Below are 23,497 nucleotides of genomic sequence, written 5' to 3' on the forward strand. Positions count from 1 at the left end.
TCAGACGAAGGCGACCCGCGGCGTCGGGTGATCGACGTGGACTCGCCCTGCCGGACTGGTCCATTCGATAACCCCTCCTGGGAGGTGCCGAACCCGCCAGCGATGCCGATCCTGCACATCGGGATGCTTGAGACTGTGGTGCTTCACGCAGAAGCAGGAGAGATTCTCGGTCTCCGTCTTCCCGCCCTTGGCGTAGTCGAGGTTGTGGTCGATCTGACATCGTCGCGCCGCTCGCACGCAGCCGGGGAACCGGCAGTGCTGATCCCTCGCCCGCAGGAATCGCTTCATCGTCTCGGTCGGGGAATACGAGTCGGCAGAGGTCGTCATCCCCTTCGCATCCAGGAACAACCGCGACCACACCGGCTGCTCTGCCGCGAGTCCCCGCACGATCTCGGGGAGAACAGGCCCCGCCCCATCGATCTGCCCCATCCGATCGTCCGCACCGGTGAGAGTGGTGGCGGCGATCGTGACCTGGACGCTCGCACGGATCGCCTCCGCGGGAGTGCCGATCATGTGCTCCGCTCCACCGGCGACGAGCAAGGCGATAACGACATCGGTGCGCACCTGATCGAGGGTCCGCTCGTCTTCGGCACCCGGCTCGCGGTCGGCGATGATGGCCTTCGACATCTCTGTCGCACGATCGAACGCCGCGCGCACCAGGACCTCCGGCCCTGTGACCTCCAATACGCCGAGTCCGTCACTGTCCGTGTACACCCGAACCCGGTGGAACGCCTTCGCCCTGCGGTGACGCTCCGCCACATCGAAGGCCGCGATATCCGCCGCGAGCATCTTCGCCTGGAACTCCGTCCGACCGGCTGACTCCGCAAGCGCGATCTCCAGGGCCCGTTCCGCGTACTCCGCCCGGTCTGCCTCCGAAGCATCCACCAGCACGGCACCGGCATTCGCGATCACCTCTGCATGGCGCAGCGTGACCCGTCCTTCCTCCAACGCCGCCAGCACCCTCGGGTACTCCCGGGCGATGATGTGGGACCTGTGCAGCATCCCCTCGGCCATCGCCGACGAGACATGCCCGGCGGCCGCCACCTCAGCGGCCAGGGAGCGCACCGCCATCTCGTGGTAGCGCGACCCGAACGGGTCTTCGCGCAGCAAGAGGTCGAAGCGGTCTGCCAGCGCGCGGACCCGCCGCCCCTCCAGGGAGGCCACATGCCGCGAGGACAGCTCGAGCACCGACAGCAGAAGATCATTCTGCGGGGTTCGAGTCTCTGCGGGGATGGCCATACCCCACTATCGAACATATGGACGTACTATGTCAAGGCATATCTAGAACAAATATTCTAGCTTGGAGACTACCGTGCCCTGAGCACCGCGGGGAGCACGATGTGCGCGTCCGGGATCATCCCCGGCGTGACCCGCTTGCGGAAGATCCAGTAGCTCCACGCCTGGTATACGAGGATCACCGGCAGGGCGCAGACGACGACGATCGTCATCACTCCCAGCGTGTACGGGCTGTTGGACGCGTTGGCGATCGTGAGATCGTATGCGGCGTCCACCGTCGAGGGCAGCACGAGCGGGAACATCCCGGCGAAGATCGCCGCGGCGCCGAACAGTCCGAATCCGGCGTAGCCGAGGAACGCCCTCCCCTCACGGCGCCGGCGCGCGGCCGCCCAGCCGAACGCGGCGGCGGCGACGGCGAGCACGATCAGCGCCCAGGCGAGCAGGTTGCCGCCGTGGACGAGCTGCACCCAGATCGCCCAGCCGGCCGCCGGCACGAGGCACAGCGGCGCCCAGCGTGCGGCGAAGCGCCCGGCACGCTCGCGCACGTCCCCGTCGGCCTTGAGCCCGAGGAACGTCGCCGAGTGCGCGAGAGCGAAGCCGACGACCGCGAGCCCGCCGAGCACGGCCGGGACGGTCAGCCACACGAAAGCACCGCCGACGCGATTGCCGCCCGCGTCGATGGGAAGCCCCGTGGACGTGAGCGCCAGCGCCGCGCCGATGCAGAACGCCACGATCAGCGAGCCGAGACCGATCATCCTCGTCCAGAACGTGCGCCAGCGCTCGGTGTGGATCTTGCCGCGGTACTCGATGCCCACCGCACGGACGATGAGTCCGACCAGCGCGATCGTCAGCGGGAGGTACAGCGTCGAGAACAGCGAGGCGTACCAGGCCGGGAACGCGGCGAACATGGCGGCGCCCGCCGTGATCAGCCACACCTCGTTGCCGTCCCAGACCGGCCCGATCGTGTTGAGCATGACCCTGCGGTCCCGCTCTGAGCGCGTCGAGAAGATCATGTGCATCCCGACCCCGAGATCGAATCCCTCGAGCAGCAGGTAGCCGATCCACAGCGCGGCGATCGCGATGAACCAGAAGACGGCGAGCGGTTCCATGGTCGTTCCTCTCTTCGTGCCGTGGTCAGTAGGCGAAGGCGAGCACGTCGTCTCGCCTGTCGGGGTCGGTGTCGTCGCCGGCATCCGGATGATGTCCGAGCTCCGGCATGGATGCCGCGACACCGCCGCGGACGTACTTCACCATCAGGAACAGCTCGATCACGAGGATGACGGCGTAGACGAGGGTGAGGGTGATGACCGAGAACAGGAGCTCCCCTGCCGTCACGCCGGGCGAGACCGCCGCAGCGGTGTACATGAACACCCCGTCGACGCCGGTGGCATCCGGGTTCGGCGCGACGACGAAAGGCTGACGCCCCATCTCGGTGAAGATCCACCCTGCGATGTTCGCGGCGAACGGCGCCACGATGCCCAGCAGCGCGAGGCGCATGATCCACGGCGAGCGCGGCACGGTGCCCTTGCGGGTGAGCCACAGGGCGACCACGCCGCCGAAGGCGACCACGCCGCCCAGTCCGATCATGAGCCGGAAGCCCCAGTACGTCACCCACATCACCGGCACGTACTGCACGGTGCTGCCCGCCCGGTCTCCGTAGAGTTCATCGTCGGGGATCGTCGCACCGTACTGGTCGACGTAGGTGGGCTCGAGGTCGCTGATGCCGGGCATCTCGGCGCCCCATTCCCCCGTGCCGAGGAAGCCGAGGAGCCCTGGCACCTCGACGAGAGTGATCACGTCGGCGCAGTCGCGCGATCCTGGATCTCCGAGGGAGAGCACCGAGAACGCCGAGCCGGTGTGGCAGGCGGCCTCCGCGGCCGCCATCTTCATGGGCTGCTGCTCGTACATGAGCTTGCCCTGGACATCACCGCTGGCGACCGTGCCCGCGAAGCCGAGGATCGCGACGACCGCGCCGAAGCGCAGCGACCAGAGCCAGACGCCGTGGTCCTTGCGGTCCCTACCGGGGACGGCGGCCGCCTCGCCGACGACGACGCGGCCGGACGCATCCACCGTGTCGATGCCGTCGCGGCGGCGCTGCCAGAGCTGGTACCAGGAGATGCCGAGCAGGAACATGCCCGCGACGACGAGCGCTCCGAAGATCGTGTGCACGTACGCGGCGAGCGCGGTGCTGTTCGTGAGAACCGCCCAGACGTCGGTCATGACAGGGCGCCCGTCCTCGCCGAGCTCCACGCCGACAGGGTGCTGCATCCAGGAGTTGGCGACGATGATGAAGAACGCGGAGACCCAGGATCCGATCACCGCGCACCACAGCGCCGCCAGGTGCAGCCCCTTGCGCAGACGCCCCCAGCCGAAGATCCAGATGCCGAGGAAGGTCGACTCGACGAAGAACGCGAGCAGCCCCTCGAGCGCCAGCGGGGCGCCGAAGACGTCGCCGACGAATCTCGAGTACTCGCTCCAGGCCATGCCGAACTGGAACTCCTGGACGAGCCCGGTGGCCACGCCGACGATGAAGTTGATCAGGTAGACCTTGCCCCAGAACTTGGCCATGCGCAGGAACTTCTCGTCGCCGGTGCGCACCCAGCGGGACTGCATGATGGCCACTGACATCCCGAGTCCCAGCGTGAGCGGGACCATGAGGAAGTGGTAGACGGTCGTGATGCCGAACTGCCAACGGGCGATGTCGAGAACGTCCACGGCGGGACTCCTTCACGAAACGGGCGATCGAGCGGGCAGGGCAGCCGCTCACCAGAATTCTACGCCACGTAGAACTTCTTCGACAGAGCATAGAACAATTTCGACCGGGGGTAGAATGAATGCGCCGTGAAAACACGCCGCGGCGAGGGAGGCCGTCATCATGGGAACGCTCGGAGAGCTCGAACGCGCCGTCATGGACGCGATCTGGGACGCCGATGCGCCCGTGACCGCCTACGACGTGAAGGATCAGCTCGAGGCGGCTGGTCGCCCCCTTGCCGTGACGACCCTGCTGACCGTGCTGTCCCGGCTGGAGAAGAAGGGCTTCGTAGCACCCGACCGCTCTTCGCGTCCGCACCGTTACTCGGCGGTGGCCTCGCGCGCCGAGCACACCGCCGAACTCATGCACTCGGTGCTCGGCGGCGCGGGCGATCGCACCGCCGTGCTGGAGCGCTTCGTCGGCGGGGTGTCCGCGGAGGATGCCGCCGTGCTCCGCCAGCTCCTCGACGGCGCCGCCTGAACCGCGTGGCATGAACGCGCTTCCGGCTCTGAGCGACCCCGCCCTCGTCGGTGCTGTCGTGATCCCGCACGGCGCGGTGATCGTCGGCGCGATCGTGCTGGGCCTCGCCGCCCTCGCGCTCGCGTGGCCGGTGCCCGTGGCGCTGTCGCGGTCGACTTGGCCGATGCGGATGCCGGTGATCGCGCTGCTCCTCTGGCAGGCGATCGGCCTGGCCGGCGGTCTGTCGATGATCGGCGCCCTCGCCCTGGCCGGATACGCGATCGCCCCGCGGCATCCGTGGCTCGCCGTGATCCCGGCCGCCGCCTTCACGGTCTACCTCCTCTCGCACCTGGCGGTCACCGTCGTCCAGGTGACGCGCCAGCGGCACCGCCATCTCGCCCTTCTCGAGATGCTCACGTCTCCGCATCCCACCCGGGCCCGCACCCGCGTCATCGACGAGGCCGTGCCCGTGGCGTACTGCCTGCCGCACGGGGCGCGCTCGGTCACCGTCCTCTCCCAGGGACTCCTGGATCGCCTCGATGCCGACGAGCTCGTCGCCGTGATCGCCCACGAGCGGGCGCACGTGGAGCAGCGCCACGACCTCCTGCAGCTCGCGTTCCGCGCCTGGCGAGCCGCCCTGCCGTGGTTCCCCATCGCTGCGAGGGCGGAGGCGGAGGTCGCGGCCCTCGTCGAGATGCTCGCCGACGACCATGCCCGCCGCGAGGTCCGCGACGAGGTGCTCGCCCGCGCCATCCTCGCCGTCGGGGCGAGCGGGATGCCGGGCGAGGAGCGCGTCGTCTCCGGTTCGACGAGGGTCAGCGACCGCTTCCGGCGCCTGGCGGCCTGAAGCCCTCGCCCGCCCCGGATCCTGGCGCTCCCACGCGGGTTCCTCCTCTTGCCGCCTCTGCCACCGCGAGGTTCCTCCTCGTGCCGCGTGCAGCGTCGACACACGGCGGGATGAGACACCTGCCTCGGACCATGCAGACGGGCCGCCTCACCGCAGGGTCGGGCTCAGCGAGATGACGTCGTCGCCCGGCGTCCGGTCGGCGGAGCGGTGCGAGACGAGGAAGACCACCCGGTCGGAGGCAGCCTGCCGCACATCCGCCATCATCGCCTCGGCGGTCGGTGCGTCCAGATGGGCCGTCGGCTCATCGAGCAGGATCACATCCGCCCTCGTGAGCAGCGCCCGCGCCACCGCGAGGCGCTGACGCTCGCCGCCGGACAGAGCGGACCCTGCGGCTCCGACACGCGTCTCGAGTCCCTCGGACAGCCCGCCCATCAGCGCGCCGAGGCCCGCGCGCTCCAGGGCCTCGCGCATCGCGGCTTCGTCGGGGGCGTCCTCCCGCGATCTCGCGAGCAGAAGGTTGCCGCGCACGGTGGAGTCGAAGACGTAGGCGTCCTGCGGACACCATGCCACCCGTCCGCGCCATCCGCGCTCGGTCATCGAGGCGATCGGAACGCCGTCGGCGCGGATCTCACCGTCCTCCACGGGAAGCGCCCCCATCACGGCGGACAGCACCGTCGACTTCCCCGAGCCGGACGGGCCGTCCAGCACGAGCCAGCGCCCGCGGCTCGCCGTGCCGCTGACGTCCGTCACGGCCGGCTCCCTCGTTCCCGGATAGCGGATGCGCAGCGCGTCCAGTCGCACCTCTGACACCGGATCCTGCGGCTCGCCGCGGCCCCAGGGGATGCGGGGGGCGGGACGGAGCACCGGTCCCAGCGCTGCCAGCACAGCCCTCAGCGCGGGCAGCCGGTGCGCGGCGGCGGCGAAGGCCACGAGCGGTTCGAGCAGCGCCAGCGCGAGGAGCGCGACCACGCATCCGAACTCGGCGGGCAGCCCGGGGTCGAGGACCGGGACGAGCACGGCGAGCGCAGCCGTCACCAGAGTGACGAGGGCGGCGCCCAGGCCCGCCGACCATGCCGCCCGCCGCTCCGCCGCAGCGAGGCGCTCCGCCGCAGCATCCAGCACCGCGAGCGCGGCATCCGACACCCCGTTCCCGCGCAGGTCGGCCGAGGCATCTGCGAGTGCAGCGGTGCCGCGCACGATGTCCGAGCGGGCGGCGACGCGGGCCGCTCCCGCGCCTCGTTCGGCGCCGAGAGCGAGCAGCGCGGCAGCGACGACCGCGCCGAGGAGCGCCACGGCGACGGTCACGGCCAGCGTCGGCGCGATCAGGACGGTCGTGACGATGGCGCCTGCGGTCACGAGCATCCCTGCCGCGAGCGGAGGAAGCACCCGTGGGAGCTGGTCGCGCAGGTCGTCCGTCAGCGTGACGAGGTAGTCCAGCGGTGCACCGCCCTCCAGCAGACGCCGGGAGCCGGCGCCTCGTGCGGAGATCGCGCGCCAGAGCCGCAGCCGCAGCGCATCGACGACCTCGAAGGCCGCCCGGTGCGTGACGAGCCGCTCGGCGTACCGGCTGACCGCGCGCCCGATGCCGAAGGCCCGCACGCCCACGATCGCCACGAGGAGGTACATGATGTACTCCTCCACGCTGGCGCGGACGATGAGCCAGCCGGAGACCGCCGTGAGCGCGGCCCCCAGGCCCGCGGTGAGCGCCGCGAGCAGGACGGAGGCGATCCAGATCCCGAGATGCGGGCGCAGCAGCGCGAGCGGCGCCGCGGATGCTCGTCTCGTCGCAGCATCCGCACCACCGCCATCCCCACCAGGTGTCTCAGATGGTCGCCTCGACTCCGCACGCGACGGCGCGGGGGTCTTGTATGGCCGCGTCACGCGCTCGGATACGACCACACGAGGCACCTCCCCCGCACCCGCAGACCCCGAGGCGACCACACGAGGCACCTCTCCCGCGCCCATCGGTGCGGATCCGACCGCCACCGTGCCCGTCGCGAGCGCGAGGGTCTCGGGCTCGTGGCTCGCCAGCACCACGACGCATCGCTCGGCGCGGCGGAGGATCGCCGAGCGCACCGCATCGGCGGAGGCGACGTCCAGATGCGCCGTCGGCTCGTCGAGGATCAGCAGGCGTGCTCCCGCATCCGCCCTCGCCAGAGCACGGGCGACGGCGAGACGCCGCTGCTCCCCCGGGCTGAGCTCCGCGACGGACGCATCGGCGAGCGCCGCGAGCCCGACCTCTGCGAGGGCGGCGCGTCCCGCTCCATAGAGCTTCAGCTCTTCCAGGGCCGTGGCGCCGAACGCGCGCGGAGCCTGCGGCGCGTAGGCCACCGCGCCCGGGGACACCCCCGCGATGCCGCCCGATATCTCGGCGTCGGCGGGCAGGACGCCCGCGAGCGCGGCGAGCAGTGTCGACTTGCCGGCGCCGCTGGGGCCGACCACGGCCGTGATCCCCGACAGGTCCGCTGTGACGGCGTCCACCGCCGCATCCGATCGCCCGGCGTACCGAACGGTCAGCGCCTCGATGCGCGCCGAGGCGGGATCGTCCCGGCGCACGTCGACAGTCCGGGGGCGGTCGATCAGGGACTTCGCGCGATCCAGCGCCGACAGGCCGTCCTGCGAGGCGTGGAAGGCTGTGCCGACCTCGCGCAGCGCCGCGAAGCACTCCGGAGCGAGGATGAGCGTGAGCAGTGCGGGCTCCAGCGTCATCGTGCCGTTCAGCAGGCGGAGGCCGAGGAACACCGCGACCACGGCGACCGAGATGGTCGCCGTCAGCTCGAGCGCGAGCGCGGAGAGGAAGGCCCAGCGCAGGGTCTCCTCGGTACGCGACCGGTAGCGGAGCTGGATGTCATCGAGCGCCGCCGTCTGATCGAACGCCCGGCCCAGCCCGACCAGCACGGGCAGACCCCTGGCGAGCTCGGAGAGATGATCGGCGAGACGCGTCAGCGCCGAGAGCGCCGCGTCCGTGCGCTGCTGGGTGTGCTTGCCGATGAGGATCATGAACAACGGCACGAGGGGGACGGTCAGCACGATCACGACGGCGCTCACCAGGTCGGCGCCGAGGATGCGCACGCCGACGATCAGCGGCACGACGGCCGAGGAGATCACGGCGGGCACGGTCTGGACGAAGTAGTCGTCGAGCGCGTCGAGGCCGTCCGCCGCGAGCACGGCGGTGCCGCCGCCGGAGACGTCGCCCGCGGCGATGCGGCGCCACAGTCGCCCCCGGAGATCGCTCTTCACGCCGCTCGCGAGGCGCCGGGCGTGCACGGACGCCGCCCATTCCGCTCCCGCGCGCAGCGCGGCTCCCCCGAGGCCGATCGCCACGATCAGGCGGATCGCGCCGGCATCCGATCCCCCCGAGGCGAGGAGGCCGATGCCGCGCGCCACCGACTCGGCGATGAGGACGAGTCCGAACGCCCTCAGCGCCGCGAGGACGCCGAGCGCGTACAGCGAGCGCCGCGGAACGGCGGACAGGTCCGGCGGACGGAAGCCCGGCGCCTTCGCCGCGCGCTCCGCCTCGATGACCCAGGGATCGTTCGGCACTGGCTCTCGGCTCACGAAATAATTCTACATTGCGTAGAAGTCGAGGACGGCGCCCGCGACCCCTAGCGGCGCAGCGAGCGGATCGCCGCGATGAGGATGCCGAAGGCCACGATCTGCAGACCGGGGACGAAGCTGCGGACGTTTCCGCTGAGCATCGGCAGAAGGACCGCCACGATCACCCCGATCGCGAGGATGGCGATGATGATCACGCGCCAGAGAAGCGCGCCCCTGTCCGGTGTCGGTGTCGGTGTCGTCATGCCGTCGCTCTCCTCATCCCTCCGGCGGATCGGAGCCCCAGGCTATCGGACCCGACCTCACCCGAACGGGAGGATCTCACCCGAACGGGAGGACCGGATGCCGCGCACCGCTCCTCCCGTTCGGGTGTCCTCCTCCGGTTCGGAGGGCCCGCATCGCGGGAGTCGATCCCCTGTTCGCGTCCGGGAGACCCGCCCGCGGCCGAGCAGCGGCTACACCGGCTGCGGATGCGCGTCCGCGACGAGCTCGAGCAGATGAGTGGAGGGGGCGCCGCCCCGATCCCACGAGGGCGAGACCACGGAGACCTTCCACAGCGGACCCGCGTCGTCCGCGAGCGCGACCGCGCGCAGCTGTGCGGCCTGGGGCTTGGCAGCGACGTGCTTCGGCACGATCGCGACGCCGAGACCGCGCGTGACGAGATCCAGGAGCGTGTGCACGTCGTTGACCGTGCATCGGATCCGGCGGTGGATGCCCTGCGCGAGCAGCAGGTCGTCGTTGAGCACCCGGACACCCCACGTGGGCGCGAAGTCGATGAAGTCCTCGCCCGCGAGGTCCTTCCAGTCCACGGGCGTTCGGGCGGCCAGCGGATGCTCGGCGGGAGCCAGCAGGACGAGGGGCTCCTGGCCGAGGGTGCGATGCGGAAGCGAACCGAGGTGACGGGCGCCGGCGACGAACGCGACGTCGATCTCGCCGGAGCGGGCCATCGAGATGAGCTCCTGGGACCCGGTCTGCGTGAATCGGGTCTCGACGCGAGGATGCCGGCGATGGAACCTCTCGAGCAGGGTGACGACGTCGACGAAGCCGAGGCACTGCTCGGCGCCGATGTGCAGCGATCCCGTCACCTCCCGCGTCGCCTTCACGACGGCATCCCGCGCGCCGGCCGCGTGCGCGAGCATGTCGCGTGCATAGGGCAGGAGCGCGACGCCCGCCTCGGTCAGCTCGACGCGACGCGTCGTCCGGTCGAACAGCGGCGTGCCGAGCTCGAGCTCGAGGCTGCGGATCGCCGACGACAGTCCGGACTGCGAGATGCCCGCGACCTCGGCGGCGCGCGTGAAGTGGCGCTCCTCTGCGACGGCGAGGAGGTACTCCATCTGACGAAGATCCATTCAGTGCTTCCGCTCATGAGTGTGAGAAATCACGGCTGTTGGACTTCTAGATTAGCGATTCATAGAGTGGCCCTGCGACGCCGCAGCGGCGTCCGCATCTCTCGGAGGAAGAACCCATGCAGCAACGCACCATCGGCGGCCGGAACGTCTCGGCGATCGGGCTCGGCGGAATGCCGATGTCGATCGAGGGGCGCCCCGATGAGGCGCGCTCGATCGCGACGATCCACGCCGCGCTCGACGCCGGCGTCACCTTCATCGACACGGCAGACGCCTACCACCGCGATGCGAACGAGGTCGGTCACAACGAAGAGCTCATCGCACGCGCGCTGCGCGAGTACGGCGCGGGCGATGTGCTCGTCGCCACGAAGGGCGGCCACCTGCGTCCGGGCGACGGCACCTGGACGCGCAACGGCGATCCCGAATACCTCAAGCGCGCGGCGAAGGAGTCGGCCCGCCGGCTCGGCGTGGACGCGATCGGCCTGTACCAGTTCCACCGTCCCGACCCCGAGGTGCCGTACGCCGACTCCGTCGGCGCCGTCCGCGACCTCCTGGACGAGGGCGTCATCCTCATGGCGGGCATCTCGAACGCCGACGTCGCCCAGATCGACGAGGCGCGCGAGGTGCTCGGGGGCCGGCTGGTGTCGGTGCAGAACCAGTTCTCCCCCGCGTTCCGCTCCAGCCAGGGCGAGCTCGAGCACTGTGCGGAGCTCGGCATCGCCTTCCTGCCGTGGAGCCCCCTCGGCGGCATCAAGAACGCCAAGGACCTCTCCGGTCGTCACGGCGCGTTCCAGCAGGTCGCCGACGAAGTGGGGGCGAGCGTCTACCAGGTCACGCTCGCGTGGGAGCTCGCGCTCGCTCCCGTCGTGATCCCCATCCCCGGCGCTTCGCGCCCCGAGAGCATCCGCGACTCCGCCGGCGCACCCGAGCTCGCTCTCACCGCCGACCAGCTCGCGCGGCTGTCCGCCTGATCCGAAGAGGAAGAACAATGAAGACCTTCACCCTGCCCGGCACCGACATCGTCGTGCCCAATGTCGTCCTCGGCCTGATGCGCATCCAGGACAAGTCCGATGAAGAGGTCCGCACGCTCGTCCGCACCGCCCGCGACGCCGGCATCACGTTCCTCGACCACGCCGACGTCTACGGAACCGGGATGCACGGCTGCGAGCGCCGCTTCGCCGAGGCCCTCCGGCTCTCGTCCTCGGAGCGCGAGGAGTACGTGATCCAGTCCAAGGCCGGCATCGTCAAGGAGGGGCCGTACTTCGACTTCTCCTACGAGCGCATCGTCGAGTCCGTGAACGGATCGCTCGAGGCGCTCGGCACCGACTACCTCGACATCCTCCTGCTGCACCGCCCCGACGCGCTCGTCGAGCCGGAGGAGGTCGCACGGGCGTTCGACGAGCTCTCGTCCGCCGGCAAGGTCCGCGCCTTCGGCGTCTCCAACCAGACGCCCCGCCAGATCGATCTGCTGCGCAAGCACGTGACCCAGCCGATCGTGGCGAACCAGCTGCAGCTGTCGATCACCCACGCGCCGATGATCGCGCAGGGCGTCGCCGCGAACATGCAGAAGCTCGACCAGTCGATCGTCCGCGACGACGGGATCATCGACTACTGCCGCCTGAACGACATCACGATCCAGGCCTGGTCGCCGTTCCAGGCCGGCTTCTTCGACGGGCCGTTCCTCGGGTCCGACCGCTACCCCGAGCTGAACGCCGTCGTCGACCGGCTGGCGGAGAAGTACGGCGTGCCGGCCGAGGCGATCGCCGTGGCCTGGATCACCCGCCACCCTGCGCAGATGCAGGTCGTGCTCGGCACGACCACGCCCTCTCGCGTGCAGGCGGCCGCCCAGGGCTCGGACATCCCGCTCACGCGCGCCGAGTGGTACGAGCTGTTCCGTGCGGCCGGCTACACCGTGCCGTGATCGGCCCGCTTCCCTGACGGCGAGAGGCCGGATCCGTGCGTCGAACGGGTCCGGCCTCTCACTGCGCGAGCGTTCGATCGTCGGCGGCCTCGTCGTACCGGTCCTGTGCGTCGAGGACGTCCTCGACGTGGGTCTCCGCCCAGGTCTGCAGAGCCTTGAGCGGTTCGTGCAGCGTGCGTCCGAGGTCCGTGAGCTCGTAACGGCCGTGCCCGTCCTCATGGACCGCATGGACGACCATGCCGTCGCGTTCGAGGGCGCGAAGCGTGTCGACGAGGACCTTCTTCGTGATGCCTTCCACCTCACGGTGCAGTTCGCCGAATCGAAGCGGTCGCTCGTGAAGCAGGATCGCGATCATCGCGGTCCATTTGTTCGCGATCCGCGCCAGCGATCGGCGTGACGGGCACTTCGCGGAGAAGACCGTCCATTCCCGGGTCATGCGCTGCTCCTTGGTGACGTTGAGGTAACCGCCCGCCTCCCGCGAGGCTGGGGTCTCAGGTTATCCAGCAGAAGAGAAGAGGAGACGAACATGTCGGCTATCGATGTCGTCGGACGATACGGGGCCGCGGCGGCGGCGGGAGACATGGCCGCGCTCGCGGCCGCATTGACGGAGGACGTCGTCTGGCATCAGCCCGGCGCCAACCGGCTCTCGGGCGATCATGTCGGTCCCGACGCGGTCGTGGCCCACCTCGGCCGTTTCATGGAGCTCAGCGGCGGCACGTTCGCTCTCGAGACCGAATCGGCCGCCGAGAGCGGAGATCTCGTCGCGACGACCGTGCGGTTCACCGCGCAGCGCCCGGGAGCGGCCGATCTGGACCAGCACGGCGTGGACGTGTTCAGGGTCCGGGGCGACCGGATCGCGGAGATCTGGCTGATCGGCGAGGATCAGGCCGTCGAGGACCGGTTCTGGGGCTGAGCCGACTCGGATCTCCGGCGACCGTCCGCCTGGCGATCAGACCTCGATCGCCAGGCGGACGATGCGCCCGTCGCGGAGCTCGAACTGGTAGCGGAGGATGACCGTGCCGCCGGGGAAGTCGCCGTCCAGCCGGATCTGCACGACCGCGCGAGCGTCGTCGACGACCCTCTGCCCTATCCGACTGCTGGTGTAGGTGTACTCGGCGGAGGAGTTCTCGAGCCAGTCGTCGATCTCGGCGATGCCCGTGTGGACGCTGCCGTCGTCGAGGACGGTCGCGTCCGGCGCGAACGTCGCCGAGGCGTCGGCGAACCGGTGCTCGTCGTGGGCGTCGAGGTAGGCGATCACCGGATCGGGCAGGATCGTCGGGTCGTAGTCGACGAAGGTCTCGGTCATGCTGTTCTCCGTTCAGAGGATGGTCGGATAGGTGGACGGGCTGCGGTCAGGTGGTGCGGATGGTCCCGCCGTCGACGACGACGTCGGCGCCGAGGATGCTGCCCGCAGCATCCGACGCCAGGAAGGCGATGACCTCGGCGACTTCCTCCGGAGTGGCGAAGCGCCCCAGCGGCACGCCGCCCAGGGCGTCGACGAGCGACTTCCACGCGGCGTCGCGATCGCCGCCGAGGCGCTCGGCCAGTCGTTCGACGAGGTGATCGGCGCCCTCCGTCTGGATGCCTCCGGGCGAGACCGTGTTGACGCGGATGCCGTGCGGCGCCAGCTGGCCCGCCAGTCCCTTGCTGTAGGAGCGAAGCGCCGCCTTGGCCGCCGCATACCCGAGGGTTCCGTCCCAGAGCGGCATGCGTCCCTGGATCGACGCCACGTGGATGATCGCCCCGCGCCCCGCCCCGATCATCGCCGGGATCAGTTCACGGTCCAGGCGCACGGCGCCCAGCAGGTTGAGGCCCAGCTCCCTCTCCCATTCCGCCTCGCCCAGCGACGCGAATCCTCCCGAGGGAGAGCTGGACCCGCCCGCCGCGTGGACGATGACGTCGGGAACGCCGGCGGCGAGGACGGCGTGCGCGGCCGCCTGCACCGCGACGGGATCGGTCAGGTCTGCGGAGACGAAATGCGCGAGATCCTTCTCGTCGGAGCTGCGAGCGATGACCGTCACGCTCAGACCCGCGTCCTGCAGGCGGCGGACGACCGCCGCCCCGGTTCCCCGGGTGCCGCCGGTCACCACCGCTCGACGAGTCACTTTTATTTTAGAAGTCATGGTGACTGCTAGAATAGCATGCGATGTTCGGGGCTTCGAGAGCCAGAAGCCCGCCAGCCCTCGGAGGAGATCGGCATGCCCGCACGCGTACGCATCGAGGACCGCGGCTGCCCGCTGTCGACGGCCGTCGCCTACGTCGGCGAATGGTGGACGATCCTGATCCTGCACGACTGCTTCGACGGGTACACCCGGTTCGACGAGTTCCAGTCGAACATCGGCCTGTCCTCGAGCATGCTCACCTCGCGGCTGAACACGCTGATCGAGCGCGGGATCCTGAGGAAGCAGCCCTACCAGGAGCATCCGGTGCGCTACGAGTACGTGCTCACCGAATTCGGGCGGACGCTGCGGCCGATCCTGGTCGCCCTCGCCGCCTGGCGGAACGAGCAGCTGGCTCCGTCCGAACGGCAGATGGTGCTCGTCGACACCGCGACCGGCCGCGAGGTGGAACCGGTGACCATCGACCCCGTCACCGGTCTTCCGGTGACGGATCCGCGCTTCGCCTTCCGCTCCGGCCCCGCCGCGAGCACGCAGATGCGCGCGCGCTACGCCTCCCCGCGGACGCCGTCGGGGGCGGGAGCCGCGCCGAGATGAGCATCCGTCTCGGATATCCGGCGACGGAGACCGTGACGCCGGGGCGAGGAGCCCCGCGTCACCGCCCTCCCTCCGCTGCCATGCTCCCCGCAGGCGGCATGGCCGCGGACGCCCTGGCCGCGGCGACGACCCGACGCTGCTCCGCGAGCTGGTCACGGTCCGCGGCGCTGCCGCGCGCGACCCGGATGGCGAGCACGGTCGCCTCGGCCTGGTAGCGTCCGAGCGCGCGAGCGGCCGTCCTGCCCGCGCTGCGCCGGACCTCCGCACGCCATTGCCTGCGCGCGCGAAGGCGCGTGAGCGACTCGGCCTCGCCGGAGGCGATGTCGCCGCTGCGGACCAGGACGGGCACGCCGGCGGCGATCATCCGTCCACCACGACGACGGAGCACGACCGCGAGGATGAGCACGGCCACGAAGACGGGGACCATGACGGCGGCGTAGATCTTGAAGATCAGATACGGGTCGCTGCTGGCCAGACCCGCCCAGTCCCAGATCCCGTGCAGGACGATCGCGGCGAGGAGGCCGAGCGCGACGGGCAGCAGCCGCGCGCCGCGACCTCTCGAACGCGCGGCGATTCCGGCGCCGATCCCCGTCAGCGCGACCATGAGCGAGTGGAAGAAAGGCATCATGAGGACGCGCATGAAGATCGTGACGCCGAGCACGGAGATCGCGGCGGCATCCGAGGCCCCGGACCCGAGGACCTCGATCAGGGGGCGTCCGAGATAGAGGCTGTTCTCGGTGAACGAGAATCCGACGCCCACCAGACCGGCATAGACGATGCCGTCGAGGACTCCGGTGATCTCGCGTCGCCGGCGCACCAGAAGCCAGACGAGGAGCAGACCCTTGAGCACCTCCTCGGTCACCGGTGTGATGATCAACGGCCGCACCCACAGGCCGGCATCGACGCCCCAGAGCGCGTCGACCAGCGAGTGCAGCCACTGCTGCGACCAGATCGAGCAGAAGGCCGCGACGCTCGCCCCCCACGCGAACGCGGACAGCAGCAGCGCAGGACGCGCCCGATTCCATCTATTCAGCCAGAGGAAGGCTCCGGCGACGGGGATCGTGATGACGAGGGACGAGGCGAGGCCGAGTCCGACGCCGCCGAAGCCGATCTGACTCGCCGCCCACGTGATCGATCCGAGCCAGGCGACCACGGCCATGACGGGCCAGAGCGCCCTCGCTCGTCGTTGTCCGGTTCTCGTGCCGGTCCTCATGTCTCCTACCTCCGAAAGTCGATCCGCCGCCCCCATGGCGGCGGATCGCACCAGTGGACACCATGCCGTTACGGCATACTCAAGAACGGGAGAAGGGAACCGCCGATGAGCTGGAGCACACGCGACGTCGCGCGGCTCGCGGGCACCACGCTCCGCACGGTGCGCCACTACCACGAGATCGGACTCCTCGACGAGCCGGAACGGCAGCCGAACGGCTACAAGTCGTACCGCACGGAGCATCTCGTGCGGCTTCTCGAGATCCGCCGGCTGACGCGCCTCGGCATTCCGCTGTCGACCATCAGGACGGTTCTGCAGGATGCCGGGGATCTGGATGCCACGCTGGACGCGATCGAGAAGGATCTCGATTCGACGATCGCGCAACTGCAGCGAGCGCGGAAGGAGATCGGCGAGCTGCGCCGCACGCCGGTCGAGACCGATCTGCCGTTTCCCGCCGCCGTGGCGGCGAAGGGCGCGGAGCTCTCGGCAGCGGACCGGTCCCTGTACGCCGTGATCACACAGGTGGCCGGAGACCAGGGCCTCGCCCACTGGAGCTCGATCCTCCGAGGATTCGCGCGCACGCCGGCCTTCGACGAGTTCGACGCGCTCACCGCCGACGCCGATGAGGAGACCCGAGCGCGCCTCGCCGAGCAGATGACCCCGCACACATCTGATCTCCTCGCCGCGAATCCTCTCCCCGCGGACGCGCTCCCGCCCAGCATCCGCGAGCAGTCGGCCTTCGCCCGCACGGTCGTCGATGCGATGATCGACCTCTACAACCCCGCCCAGCTCGACGTCATCGCCCGCATCTGGCGCGCCATGGGGCTCGTATGATCGGTCTCGGGACGCGCAGGATCGCATCGGCGAGGATCAACGAGATCGCGCGGACGAGGAGCCCGCCTCGCCTGTCGCCCGCGGGAAACCGTTCACTCGCACCGTTCTAACGTTTCCGCCAACAGACGTCGTCGGCGAGACCCCCCGGGCTAGGTTACCCATGGGGGATATCTCTTACCCGAGCGCGACCCCAGGCGCGCGAGCCGGCTGTGCCCGACCGTTTCGGTCGGGCACAGCCGGTGCACATGAGGCCGCTCCTTCTGTGCCCTCTCCGGGCCTGCACATCATGAACGGCGGCCGGATCATGCCCCTCACCCCCCGCGCGAGGAGCAGGGCGCGCGCCACACGGCTTTCCGTCGCGGAAGAGGATGACCACGGCCGCCGGATCCGGCATCATGTCGGTATGCGACGGGGAATGAGCGTTCTCCTGACGGCCGCGCTGATCGCGGCCGCCTCGATCACGGGCGGAGTCGTGAGCGCTCCTTCGGCGCGCGCGGACGAACCGACGCCCTTCCCCGTGTCCGGGGGCGAGACACCGGTCGAGAAGGTGCGGGACACCGCATCGTTCCACGACTATCCGGGCGTTCAGGCGGACGACGAGGACATCTACACGGTGTCACTGGATCCGGGCCGCATCTGGGTCGACAAGACGGTGTTCAAGGATGACGCCGACCTTGCAGGGCAAGGGAATCCGGACGATCCGATGACCTTGCACACGGATGAGTTCTCGGTCGTCCTGTCAGCGCTGGGATCGACGCGTCAGATCAGCTCGACGCGCAGCATCTCGATCGACCTCGCGCTGATCCTGGACAACTCGACGTCGATGACCCAGTGCGTGCAGGCCGGCGCATCGTCGGACGGATACTGCAACGATCCCGGCAACTGGCAGCAGTCCAGGGCCTTCGCCATGGCGCAGGGCGTGAACACGGCGATCCGCACGATCGTCTGCGCCGATCCCTCGGCACGGATAGGGATCGTGCAGTTCGGGAACGACTCGGGAGTGGTTCACGCGCTGGGGACGCCGACCGCCGTGCCGGGATCGGCATCGGCGGCGTGCGAGCCGGGAGACGCCCCGACTCCGACGACCTACGTCACCCTCAGCGCACCGGGATCGGCGAACGGGAACATGACCCTGCGGGTGGGGACGGGTTCGCTGACGGTCGGCTCCGCGGGAGGCGTGTCCCAGAGCACGAACATCCAGCGGGGGATAGCCACCGGCATGGGGCTGCTCACCTCGCCTCCTGCGGGCACGGGAGTCACCGGAGACACCCAGCGGATCCCGAGCGTGATCGTGTTCACCGACGGCGAGCCGACCTACTCCGCCACCAGTGCGACATGGTGGGCGCCCGGACCCTCCGGCGGCAACCAGGGGCCGCAGGTCCCCGGACAGAACCAGTACTACGGCAACGGGTTCAAGGCGGCGATGACCGCCGCCTACTACAAGAACCGTATCGACGACGTGTACAACGACGAGGCCTACAACTCGGCGAACGGGCTCGAGGACGTCAAGGCGCTCGTCTACACGGTCGGCCTCGGCATCGACAGCCTCACCGCGAACGGCCGCAATCTCGCGCTGGCGACGCTGGACCCGAAGACGAACCTGGGCAGCACGGCGAACTCGATGTTCCAGGGCTTCACGAACGCCTTCGCCACGTATTCGTCGGGCTCCTCGGCGTCCGTGCCGATCAACGGGGCGAACTCGAACCCGAATCAGTTCTTCACGGTCACCCATCCGACGGCGCCGAACAATGCCTACGACGTGACCGATCTCCGCTACAACGAGTCGTTCTCCCCTGCGGCGTCGACAGAGCAGCTGATCGAGATCTTCGAGGGCCTGGCGAACCAGATCATCCAGAACAAGCCCGTGCTGCCGATCGACGTCGAATCGCCGAACCCGAACGCGGACGGCTATGTGACGTTCACCGACCCTCTCGGCGACTTCATGCGGGTCACCGATGTGCCCCGCATCACGTATTGCCAGGTGGATCGGGGCACCAGAGATCAGGACGACTGCGAGCCGTACACGTTCGAGACGCAGGTCCCCGGCTCGCCGTTCGTGAACGGGAACGTCTCGCAGTACGTGTTCGAGGGATCCTTCGACGCGAACGACCTGTTCCCCGAGACGCCCCTGTCGAACATCATCATCACGGTCGAACGCAACCCGGCGCTGGCGGTCGGCGACAAGGTCACGGTCAGGATCCCGGTGTCTCTTCTGCCGATGCGGGACACCCATGTCGTGGAGGACGCATCGGGCGATCCGGTGTCGATGACGTGGACGGCGCAGCATCCGGTGCACGTGTACTACGACGCCGCTCCCAAGGCGGGCGTGGCCGATGCGGTCGCCGATCCCTCCGTCATCGACGGGATCAACGGCAACGCCTACGGCGACAAGGAGCGTCTGGCGCAGTACGTCGCGGCGAACTCGGCCGACGGTCGCGTGCGGTTCTACACGAACGACTACGAGTCCGTCGACGGCGCCGACGTCGCGTCGTCCGCGGCGACGTTCCAGCCCGCAGAGTCCAACGACTACTACCTCTACGGCTACGACACGTCGCTGTGGCAGAACGAGACATGCACCGATCCCCTCACGCAGTCGGAGTGGAACGCGATCGTCTCTCCTGGCGCGATGGCGAATGCGCCGGTGTTCCACTGCTATCCGCGGTACACCCTCAACGGCGACGACACCGTGACCAAGGACCATCTCCCCCTGCGCACCTCCAAGCGCGCACTGCTGGACGGCGAGTACGGCACGATCACCGTCGCGGCGTATCCCGCCGGTCACCCGATGGCCGGGCAGATGCACGCCCCCGAGGGCCTGTACGACATGACTCTGCGGCCGCACGCCCTCGACACCGAGAAGTGCGCGGAGGGCGGGATCACCTGGCCCCAGGAGGCGAACAACTCCCCCGTCTGCACCGACCCCGGCGGGAATCTGACGGACACGGACCAGTGGAGCCACCTCACCGCTCTCTCCCCTGGCACGACGCCGGGCGTCCGGGTGCGACTGGGCAACAACGGATGGCTCTCCTACGCCGTCCCTGGGACGTTGCGGATCTCCAAGGTCGTCGACCATCCGGCCGGGCTCAGCCCCGACGCCTCCACCCTGTTCACCTTCCGGGTCTCGCTCACCAGCGGCGGGGAGCCTGTGGCGGGCGCGTTCGAGACCACCATCAACGGAGTCGACGGGACGACTCGCACGGACACGATCTCCGACGGCGGCACCCTGCAGCTGCGGGACGGGGAAGCCGCCCTCGTGCAGGGACTGCCGGCGGGCACGACGTACACGGTGACCGAGGAATCGCCGCCGCCCGGCTATGCGCCCGGTACGGTGACTCCCGCAGACGGCACCGGCACGATCACCACCCCGCAGACCACGACCCCGGCCGTCGAGTTCCGCAATGTCTACAGCGCCGACCCCGCGACGGTGGAGGACGCCCCGTCGGCGACGAAGTCGCTGACGGGGCGCGACTGGCTCGACGGGGAGGCCTTCCCCTTCCGGCTCTGCCCTGCCGGCGAAGCGCCCGACCCCGCCGCGCCCGCTCCGCCCGGCACCGGTCCCGATCCGGCGACGGGCTGCGTCACGGTCTCCGCCACGGAGGACGATCCGACCGTGGCCTTCCCCGGCGCGACGTTCACGACGCCCGGCGTCTACGACTACCGCATCTTCGAACCTGAGGGCGCTGCGGCGGGAATGACCTACTCCCATGCCGAGTACATCTGGCGTGTCGATGTGCGCGACAACGGCGAGGGCGCGCTGGAGGTCTTCTCGACACAGCTGCTGCGCGCGGTGGAGGACGACGGCACCGCGGCGACGCCGCCGGCTCCTGTCACCGACCCACAGGGCGCGGTGTTCGGGAACGCTTTCACCGCCGGCGACTTCCAGCGCCCCCTGCGCATCGTCAAGCTCGTCGAGGATCACTCCCTCACCGCACCGGGGCAGCTGCGCCCGCCGATCGCCGACTACACATTCCGGTTCGCCGTCGTCGACCCGCAGCCCGAGACCGGAGCCCCCCTGTTCGGAGCGGACCCGCCCGCGACCTCCGGAACGACCACCGTCGACGTCGTGAGCACATCGGGCAGCTCGTCGATCGTCTCGCCTCCGCTCACGTTCTCCGCCGATGACGCAGGCCGGACGTTCTACTACACGGCCGAGGAGGTTCCGGAAGGCGGCGCCCCCGGCGTGGACTACTCGGAGGACAAGTGGTTCTTCCGCACACAGGTCGTCATCGATGACACGGACCCCGAGAACGTCATCGTCGAACCCGTCGTCACCTACTGCCTGACCACGATCGCCGACTCGAGCGGCCCGTCGCCGGATGCGCCGTGGGGAGCCTGCGATCCCGACAGCGGCGAGTACCTCGGCCTCGCGGAGATCGACGGAACGCCCGCTCTGCTGAACACTCTGGACCCGCTGCCGACGACAGCAGTCGAGCTGCCGTTCAGCAAGGCCCTCACAGGCCGTGCGATGACGGCGGCCGACGCGTTCGTGTTCGATCTCGCCCCCGCCTCCGCGGCGACCGAGACCGCGATGGCCAATGGCTGGATCACGATGCCCGCTGACACGGCCGCAACCGTCACCGGCCCCGCGGATGCCGGGGTCCAGACGACCGGAGCGTTCGACGGGATCACCTTCGCGAAGCAGGGCCTGTACTCGTTCAGGATCACGGAACGCGATACCGGCCAGAACGGGATCGCTTACGACGCGCATGCGCTGATCTACGACGTCCGGGTGGTCGATCAGCTCGACGACGACCGGCTCGACGCGGTCGTCACGATCCGAGGCGCCGCTGACCCCGCTCCGGCGTCCGCCGACGACTTCGTGAACGCCTATCAGGGCTCCGCTCTCTACGCGGGCGCTGAGCTCTACAAAGTGCTCGCCGGACGCGATCAGCGAGAAGGGGAGTTCCTCTTCGACGTCACCGTCGACGAGGCGTTGCAGGCCAAGCTCGGCTGGGGTTCCCCGACGTTCACACTCGCGAACCCCGATACCGCGACGGCCGGCCAGAGCCTGCTCGTCGCCCGTCTCGAGGGCATGACCTTCACCCAGGCCGACATCGGACAGGAGTTCCGCGCGACGATCGTCGAACGCGAGGGCACGGCCCCCCGCGTCAGCTACGACGCGACCGTGTACGACGCGTACATCACGCCCCGATTCGACCCCGACGCGGATCTTCTGTACACCCTGACGCGAGTCGAGGCCGACGGCACGGAGGTCGCCTCCTACGACTCCCGCGACGACGACGCCCCCACGATCCGGTTCGACAACGCCTACACGCCCGCGGCGACCACTGCCGACATCCCCCTTCTGAAGGGTCTCGCCGGCGACCAGTGGACGGGGCGTTCATTCCAGTTCCGCCTGACCCCCGTCGGCGACGCCGGCTCCGTGCCGATGCCACCCGCCGGTGACACCGTCACCATCGACGATGAATCCGCTGTCGCCGCCGACCAGGCCAGGATCGGCGCGTTCGAGGACATCCCGTTCACCGCCGCGGGCGTCTACGCATACGAGATCCGCGAACTCGTACCGGATCCCGCGGATCCCGTCGTGGCCTACGACGCCCAGGTCAAGACCATCACCGTCACGGTGACCGACGACGGAGACGGGAGCCTGCATGCCGACGTCGCCTCCGACAGCGGGCAGCGGTTCGACAACGCCGTTCGACGAGAGTTCCGCACGCTGGTCTACAAGCATTTCGACGATCAGGCGATCAGCGACTCCCAGTTCTGGTTCAACGTCCGAGGTCTGGACGAGGCTTCTGCGGCCATGGGCGGCATCCCCTACCCCGAGGGAGTCGACTTGGCCACCTCGTCCACGCCACCGGGCCAGCCGTCGCTCATGGCCACGGGCGGTGATACCAACTTCACCGTCGATGCGGCCGGGCAGACCTTCTGCTACGCATACACGGAGATCGCCCCGCCCGGCGGCGCCGATCCCGCCGTCGTCTACGACGACCGGGAGTTCACAATCTGCGTGACGCCCGAGTTCGACGCCGACGGGTTCCTCTCCGCGACCTCGGTCATCACGGGATCCGACGGCAGCGAGACCACGTCCACCTGGTACGAGAATCAAGCCGGGTCCGCCTGGCCGGAGATCCACTTCGACAATCGCTCCGTGCCGGACCTCGAGATGGACAAGACCGCAGCGGGCCTTCCTGCCGTCGGCTATACAATCGGCGGCGAGTTCGAGTACGACCTCACCGTGACGAACCGTGGCGCAGGTCCCGCGTTCGCCCCCGCGATCACCGACGACGTCCCCACGACCCTCGAGGTCGTCGATGTCGCCGTCCCTGACGGCTGGACCGATCAGAGCAGCGGGAACAGCGTCCGCGCCACCGGTGAGAGACTCGCTCCGGGACAGTCGACGACGGTCACCATCCGCGTGCGCGTGCTCTCGGGCGGAGCGGACATCGCGAATCTGGCATGCGTCTCAGCCCCCGACGACGCCGATCCCGCGAACGACTGCGACTCCGTGAGCGTTCCTCCGAGCCCTGGGCTCGCGACCACGGGTGGAGCTCCGATGCTGCCCTGGATCGCCGCTGCTCTCCTGCTCATCGCGATCGGCATCCTGATCACGATCCTGCGCAGGCGTCGTCGGGGCGGGCCCGAGGACTGAGGCAGACCTG

General features: G+C 69.6%; 18 protein-coding genes. 8 read left to right on the top strand and 10 right to left on the bottom strand.

Annotation, left to right across the window (positions count from 1 at the left end; all coding sequences use genetic code 11):
- The 3 genes from ACYVGQ_RS16440 to ACYVGQ_RS16450 all read right to left on the bottom strand — a co-directional run bounded on the left by ACYVGQ_RS16440 (nucleotide 1) and on the right by ACYVGQ_RS16450 (nucleotide 3,951).
- The gene (locus ACYVGQ_RS16440) at nucleotides 1–1,239 is read right to left on the bottom strand and encodes an HNH endonuclease signature motif containing protein (protein ID WP_460785755.1); all 1,239 of its coding nucleotides are present in this window, start codon (nucleotides 1,237–1,239) and stop codon (nucleotides 1–3) included.
- 68 nt (nucleotides 1,240–1,307) lie between these two features.
- Nucleotides 1,308–2,345 carry a cytochrome d ubiquinol oxidase subunit II gene (gene cydB / locus ACYVGQ_RS16445; RefSeq protein WP_460785756.1) on the bottom strand — a complete coding sequence of 346 codons (1,038 nt, stop codon included), beginning with the start codon at nucleotides 2,343–2,345 and terminating at the stop codon, nucleotides 1,308–1,310.
- 25 nt (nucleotides 2,346–2,370) lie between these two features.
- Nucleotides 2,371–3,951: a cytochrome ubiquinol oxidase subunit I gene (locus ACYVGQ_RS16450; protein ID WP_460785757.1), complete on the bottom strand. Its 1,581-nt coding sequence runs from the start codon at nucleotides 3,949–3,951 to the stop codon at nucleotides 2,371–2,373.
- A 160-nt stretch (nucleotides 3,952–4,111) separates the two neighbouring features.
- On the opposite strand from ACYVGQ_RS16450, the gene ACYVGQ_RS16455 reads away from it, so the two are divergent.
- Nucleotides 4,112–4,468: a BlaI/MecI/CopY family transcriptional regulator gene (locus ACYVGQ_RS16455; RefSeq protein ID WP_460785758.1), complete on the top strand. Its 357-nt coding sequence runs from the start codon at nucleotides 4,112–4,114 to the stop codon at nucleotides 4,466–4,468.
- A gap of 10 nt (nucleotides 4,469–4,478) precedes the next feature.
- Nucleotides 4,479–5,294, top strand: coding sequence for a M56 family metallopeptidase (locus ACYVGQ_RS16460; RefSeq protein ID WP_460785759.1), 816 nt, complete (start codon nucleotides 4,479–4,481; stop codon nucleotides 5,292–5,294).
- A gap of 147 nt (nucleotides 5,295–5,441) precedes the next feature.
- On the opposite strand, the gene cydC is transcribed toward ACYVGQ_RS16460, so the two are convergent.
- From cydC to ACYVGQ_RS16475, 3 genes are all read right to left on the bottom strand, one after another.
- On the bottom strand, nucleotides 5,442–8,852 hold the full coding sequence (gene cydC, locus ACYVGQ_RS16465) for a thiol reductant ABC exporter subunit CydC (protein WP_460785760.1): 3,411 nt from the start codon (nucleotides 8,850–8,852) through the stop codon (nucleotides 5,442–5,444).
- Nucleotides 8,853–8,899: 47 nt separating this feature from the next.
- Complete coding sequence (locus tag ACYVGQ_RS16470) at nucleotides 8,900–9,094, bottom strand: hypothetical protein (RefSeq protein WP_460785761.1); 195 nt, start codon at nucleotides 9,092–9,094, stop codon at nucleotides 8,900–8,902.
- 210 nt (nucleotides 9,095–9,304) lie between these two features.
- On the bottom strand, nucleotides 9,305–10,198 hold the full coding sequence (locus ACYVGQ_RS16475) for a LysR family transcriptional regulator (protein WP_460785762.1): 894 nt from the start codon (nucleotides 10,196–10,198) through the stop codon (nucleotides 9,305–9,307).
- A 116-nt stretch (nucleotides 10,199–10,314) separates the two neighbouring features.
- Between ACYVGQ_RS16475 and ACYVGQ_RS16480 the strand changes: the two genes are divergently transcribed.
- Both ACYVGQ_RS16480 and ACYVGQ_RS16485 read left to right on the top strand, forming a co-directional pair.
- Nucleotides 10,315–11,166, top strand: coding sequence for an aldo/keto reductase (locus ACYVGQ_RS16480; protein ID WP_460785763.1), 852 nt, complete (start codon nucleotides 10,315–10,317; stop codon nucleotides 11,164–11,166).
- A 17-nt stretch (nucleotides 11,167–11,183) separates the two neighbouring features.
- On the top strand, nucleotides 11,184–12,116 hold the full coding sequence (locus ACYVGQ_RS16485; protein WP_460785764.1) for an aldo/keto reductase: 933 nt from the start codon (nucleotides 11,184–11,186) through the stop codon (nucleotides 12,114–12,116).
- 58 nt (nucleotides 12,117–12,174) lie between these two features.
- On the opposite strand, the gene ACYVGQ_RS16490 is transcribed toward ACYVGQ_RS16485, so the two are convergent.
- Nucleotides 12,175–12,552 (bottom strand): winged helix-turn-helix transcriptional regulator, encoded by a 378-nt coding sequence (locus ACYVGQ_RS16490; RefSeq protein ID WP_460785765.1) that lies wholly within the window; start codon nucleotides 12,550–12,552, stop codon nucleotides 12,175–12,177.
- 90 nt (nucleotides 12,553–12,642) lie between these two features.
- Between ACYVGQ_RS16490 and ACYVGQ_RS16495 the strand changes: the two genes are divergently transcribed.
- Nucleotides 12,643–13,029 (top strand): nuclear transport factor 2 family protein, encoded by a 387-nt coding sequence (locus ACYVGQ_RS16495; protein WP_460785766.1) that lies wholly within the window; start codon nucleotides 12,643–12,645, stop codon nucleotides 13,027–13,029.
- A 36-nt stretch (nucleotides 13,030–13,065) separates the two neighbouring features.
- On the opposite strand, the gene ACYVGQ_RS16500 is transcribed toward ACYVGQ_RS16495, so the two are convergent.
- Nucleotides 13,066–13,422 carry a nuclear transport factor 2 family protein gene (locus tag ACYVGQ_RS16500; RefSeq protein WP_460785767.1) on the bottom strand — a complete coding sequence of 119 codons (357 nt, stop codon included), beginning with the start codon at nucleotides 13,420–13,422 and terminating at the stop codon, nucleotides 13,066–13,068.
- A gap of 46 nt (nucleotides 13,423–13,468) precedes the next feature.
- Nucleotides 13,469–14,221, bottom strand: coding sequence for an oxidoreductase (locus ACYVGQ_RS16505; protein WP_460785768.1), 753 nt, complete (start codon nucleotides 14,219–14,221; stop codon nucleotides 13,469–13,471).
- A gap of 93 nt (nucleotides 14,222–14,314) precedes the next feature.
- Between ACYVGQ_RS16505 and ACYVGQ_RS16510 the strand changes: the two genes are divergently transcribed.
- A complete protein-coding gene (locus ACYVGQ_RS16510; RefSeq protein ID WP_460785769.1) occupies nucleotides 14,315–14,830 on the top strand; it encodes a winged helix-turn-helix transcriptional regulator in 516 nt (171 codons plus the stop codon).
- 58 nt (nucleotides 14,831–14,888) lie between these two features.
- On the opposite strand, the gene ACYVGQ_RS16515 is transcribed toward ACYVGQ_RS16510, so the two are convergent.
- Nucleotides 14,889–16,043 carry a PrsW family intramembrane metalloprotease gene (locus ACYVGQ_RS16515; RefSeq protein ID WP_460785770.1) on the bottom strand — a complete coding sequence of 385 codons (1,155 nt, stop codon included), beginning with the start codon at nucleotides 16,041–16,043 and terminating at the stop codon, nucleotides 14,889–14,891.
- A gap of 105 nt (nucleotides 16,044–16,148) precedes the next feature.
- On the opposite strand from ACYVGQ_RS16515, the gene ACYVGQ_RS16520 reads away from it, so the two are divergent.
- Entirely contained in the window at nucleotides 16,149–16,874 is a 726-nt protein-coding gene (locus ACYVGQ_RS16520; protein WP_460785771.1) for a MerR family transcriptional regulator, read from the top strand.
- A 415-nt stretch (nucleotides 16,875–17,289) separates the two neighbouring features.
- Nucleotides 17,290–23,487, top strand: a complete 6,198-nt coding sequence (locus tag ACYVGQ_RS16525) for a Spy0128 family protein (RefSeq protein WP_460785772.1) — start codon at nucleotides 17,290–17,292, stop codon at nucleotides 23,485–23,487.
- The last annotated feature ends 10 nt before the right edge of the window (nucleotides 23,488–23,497 follow it).

The sequence above is a fragment of the Microbacterium tumbae genome (assembly GCF_054780175.1).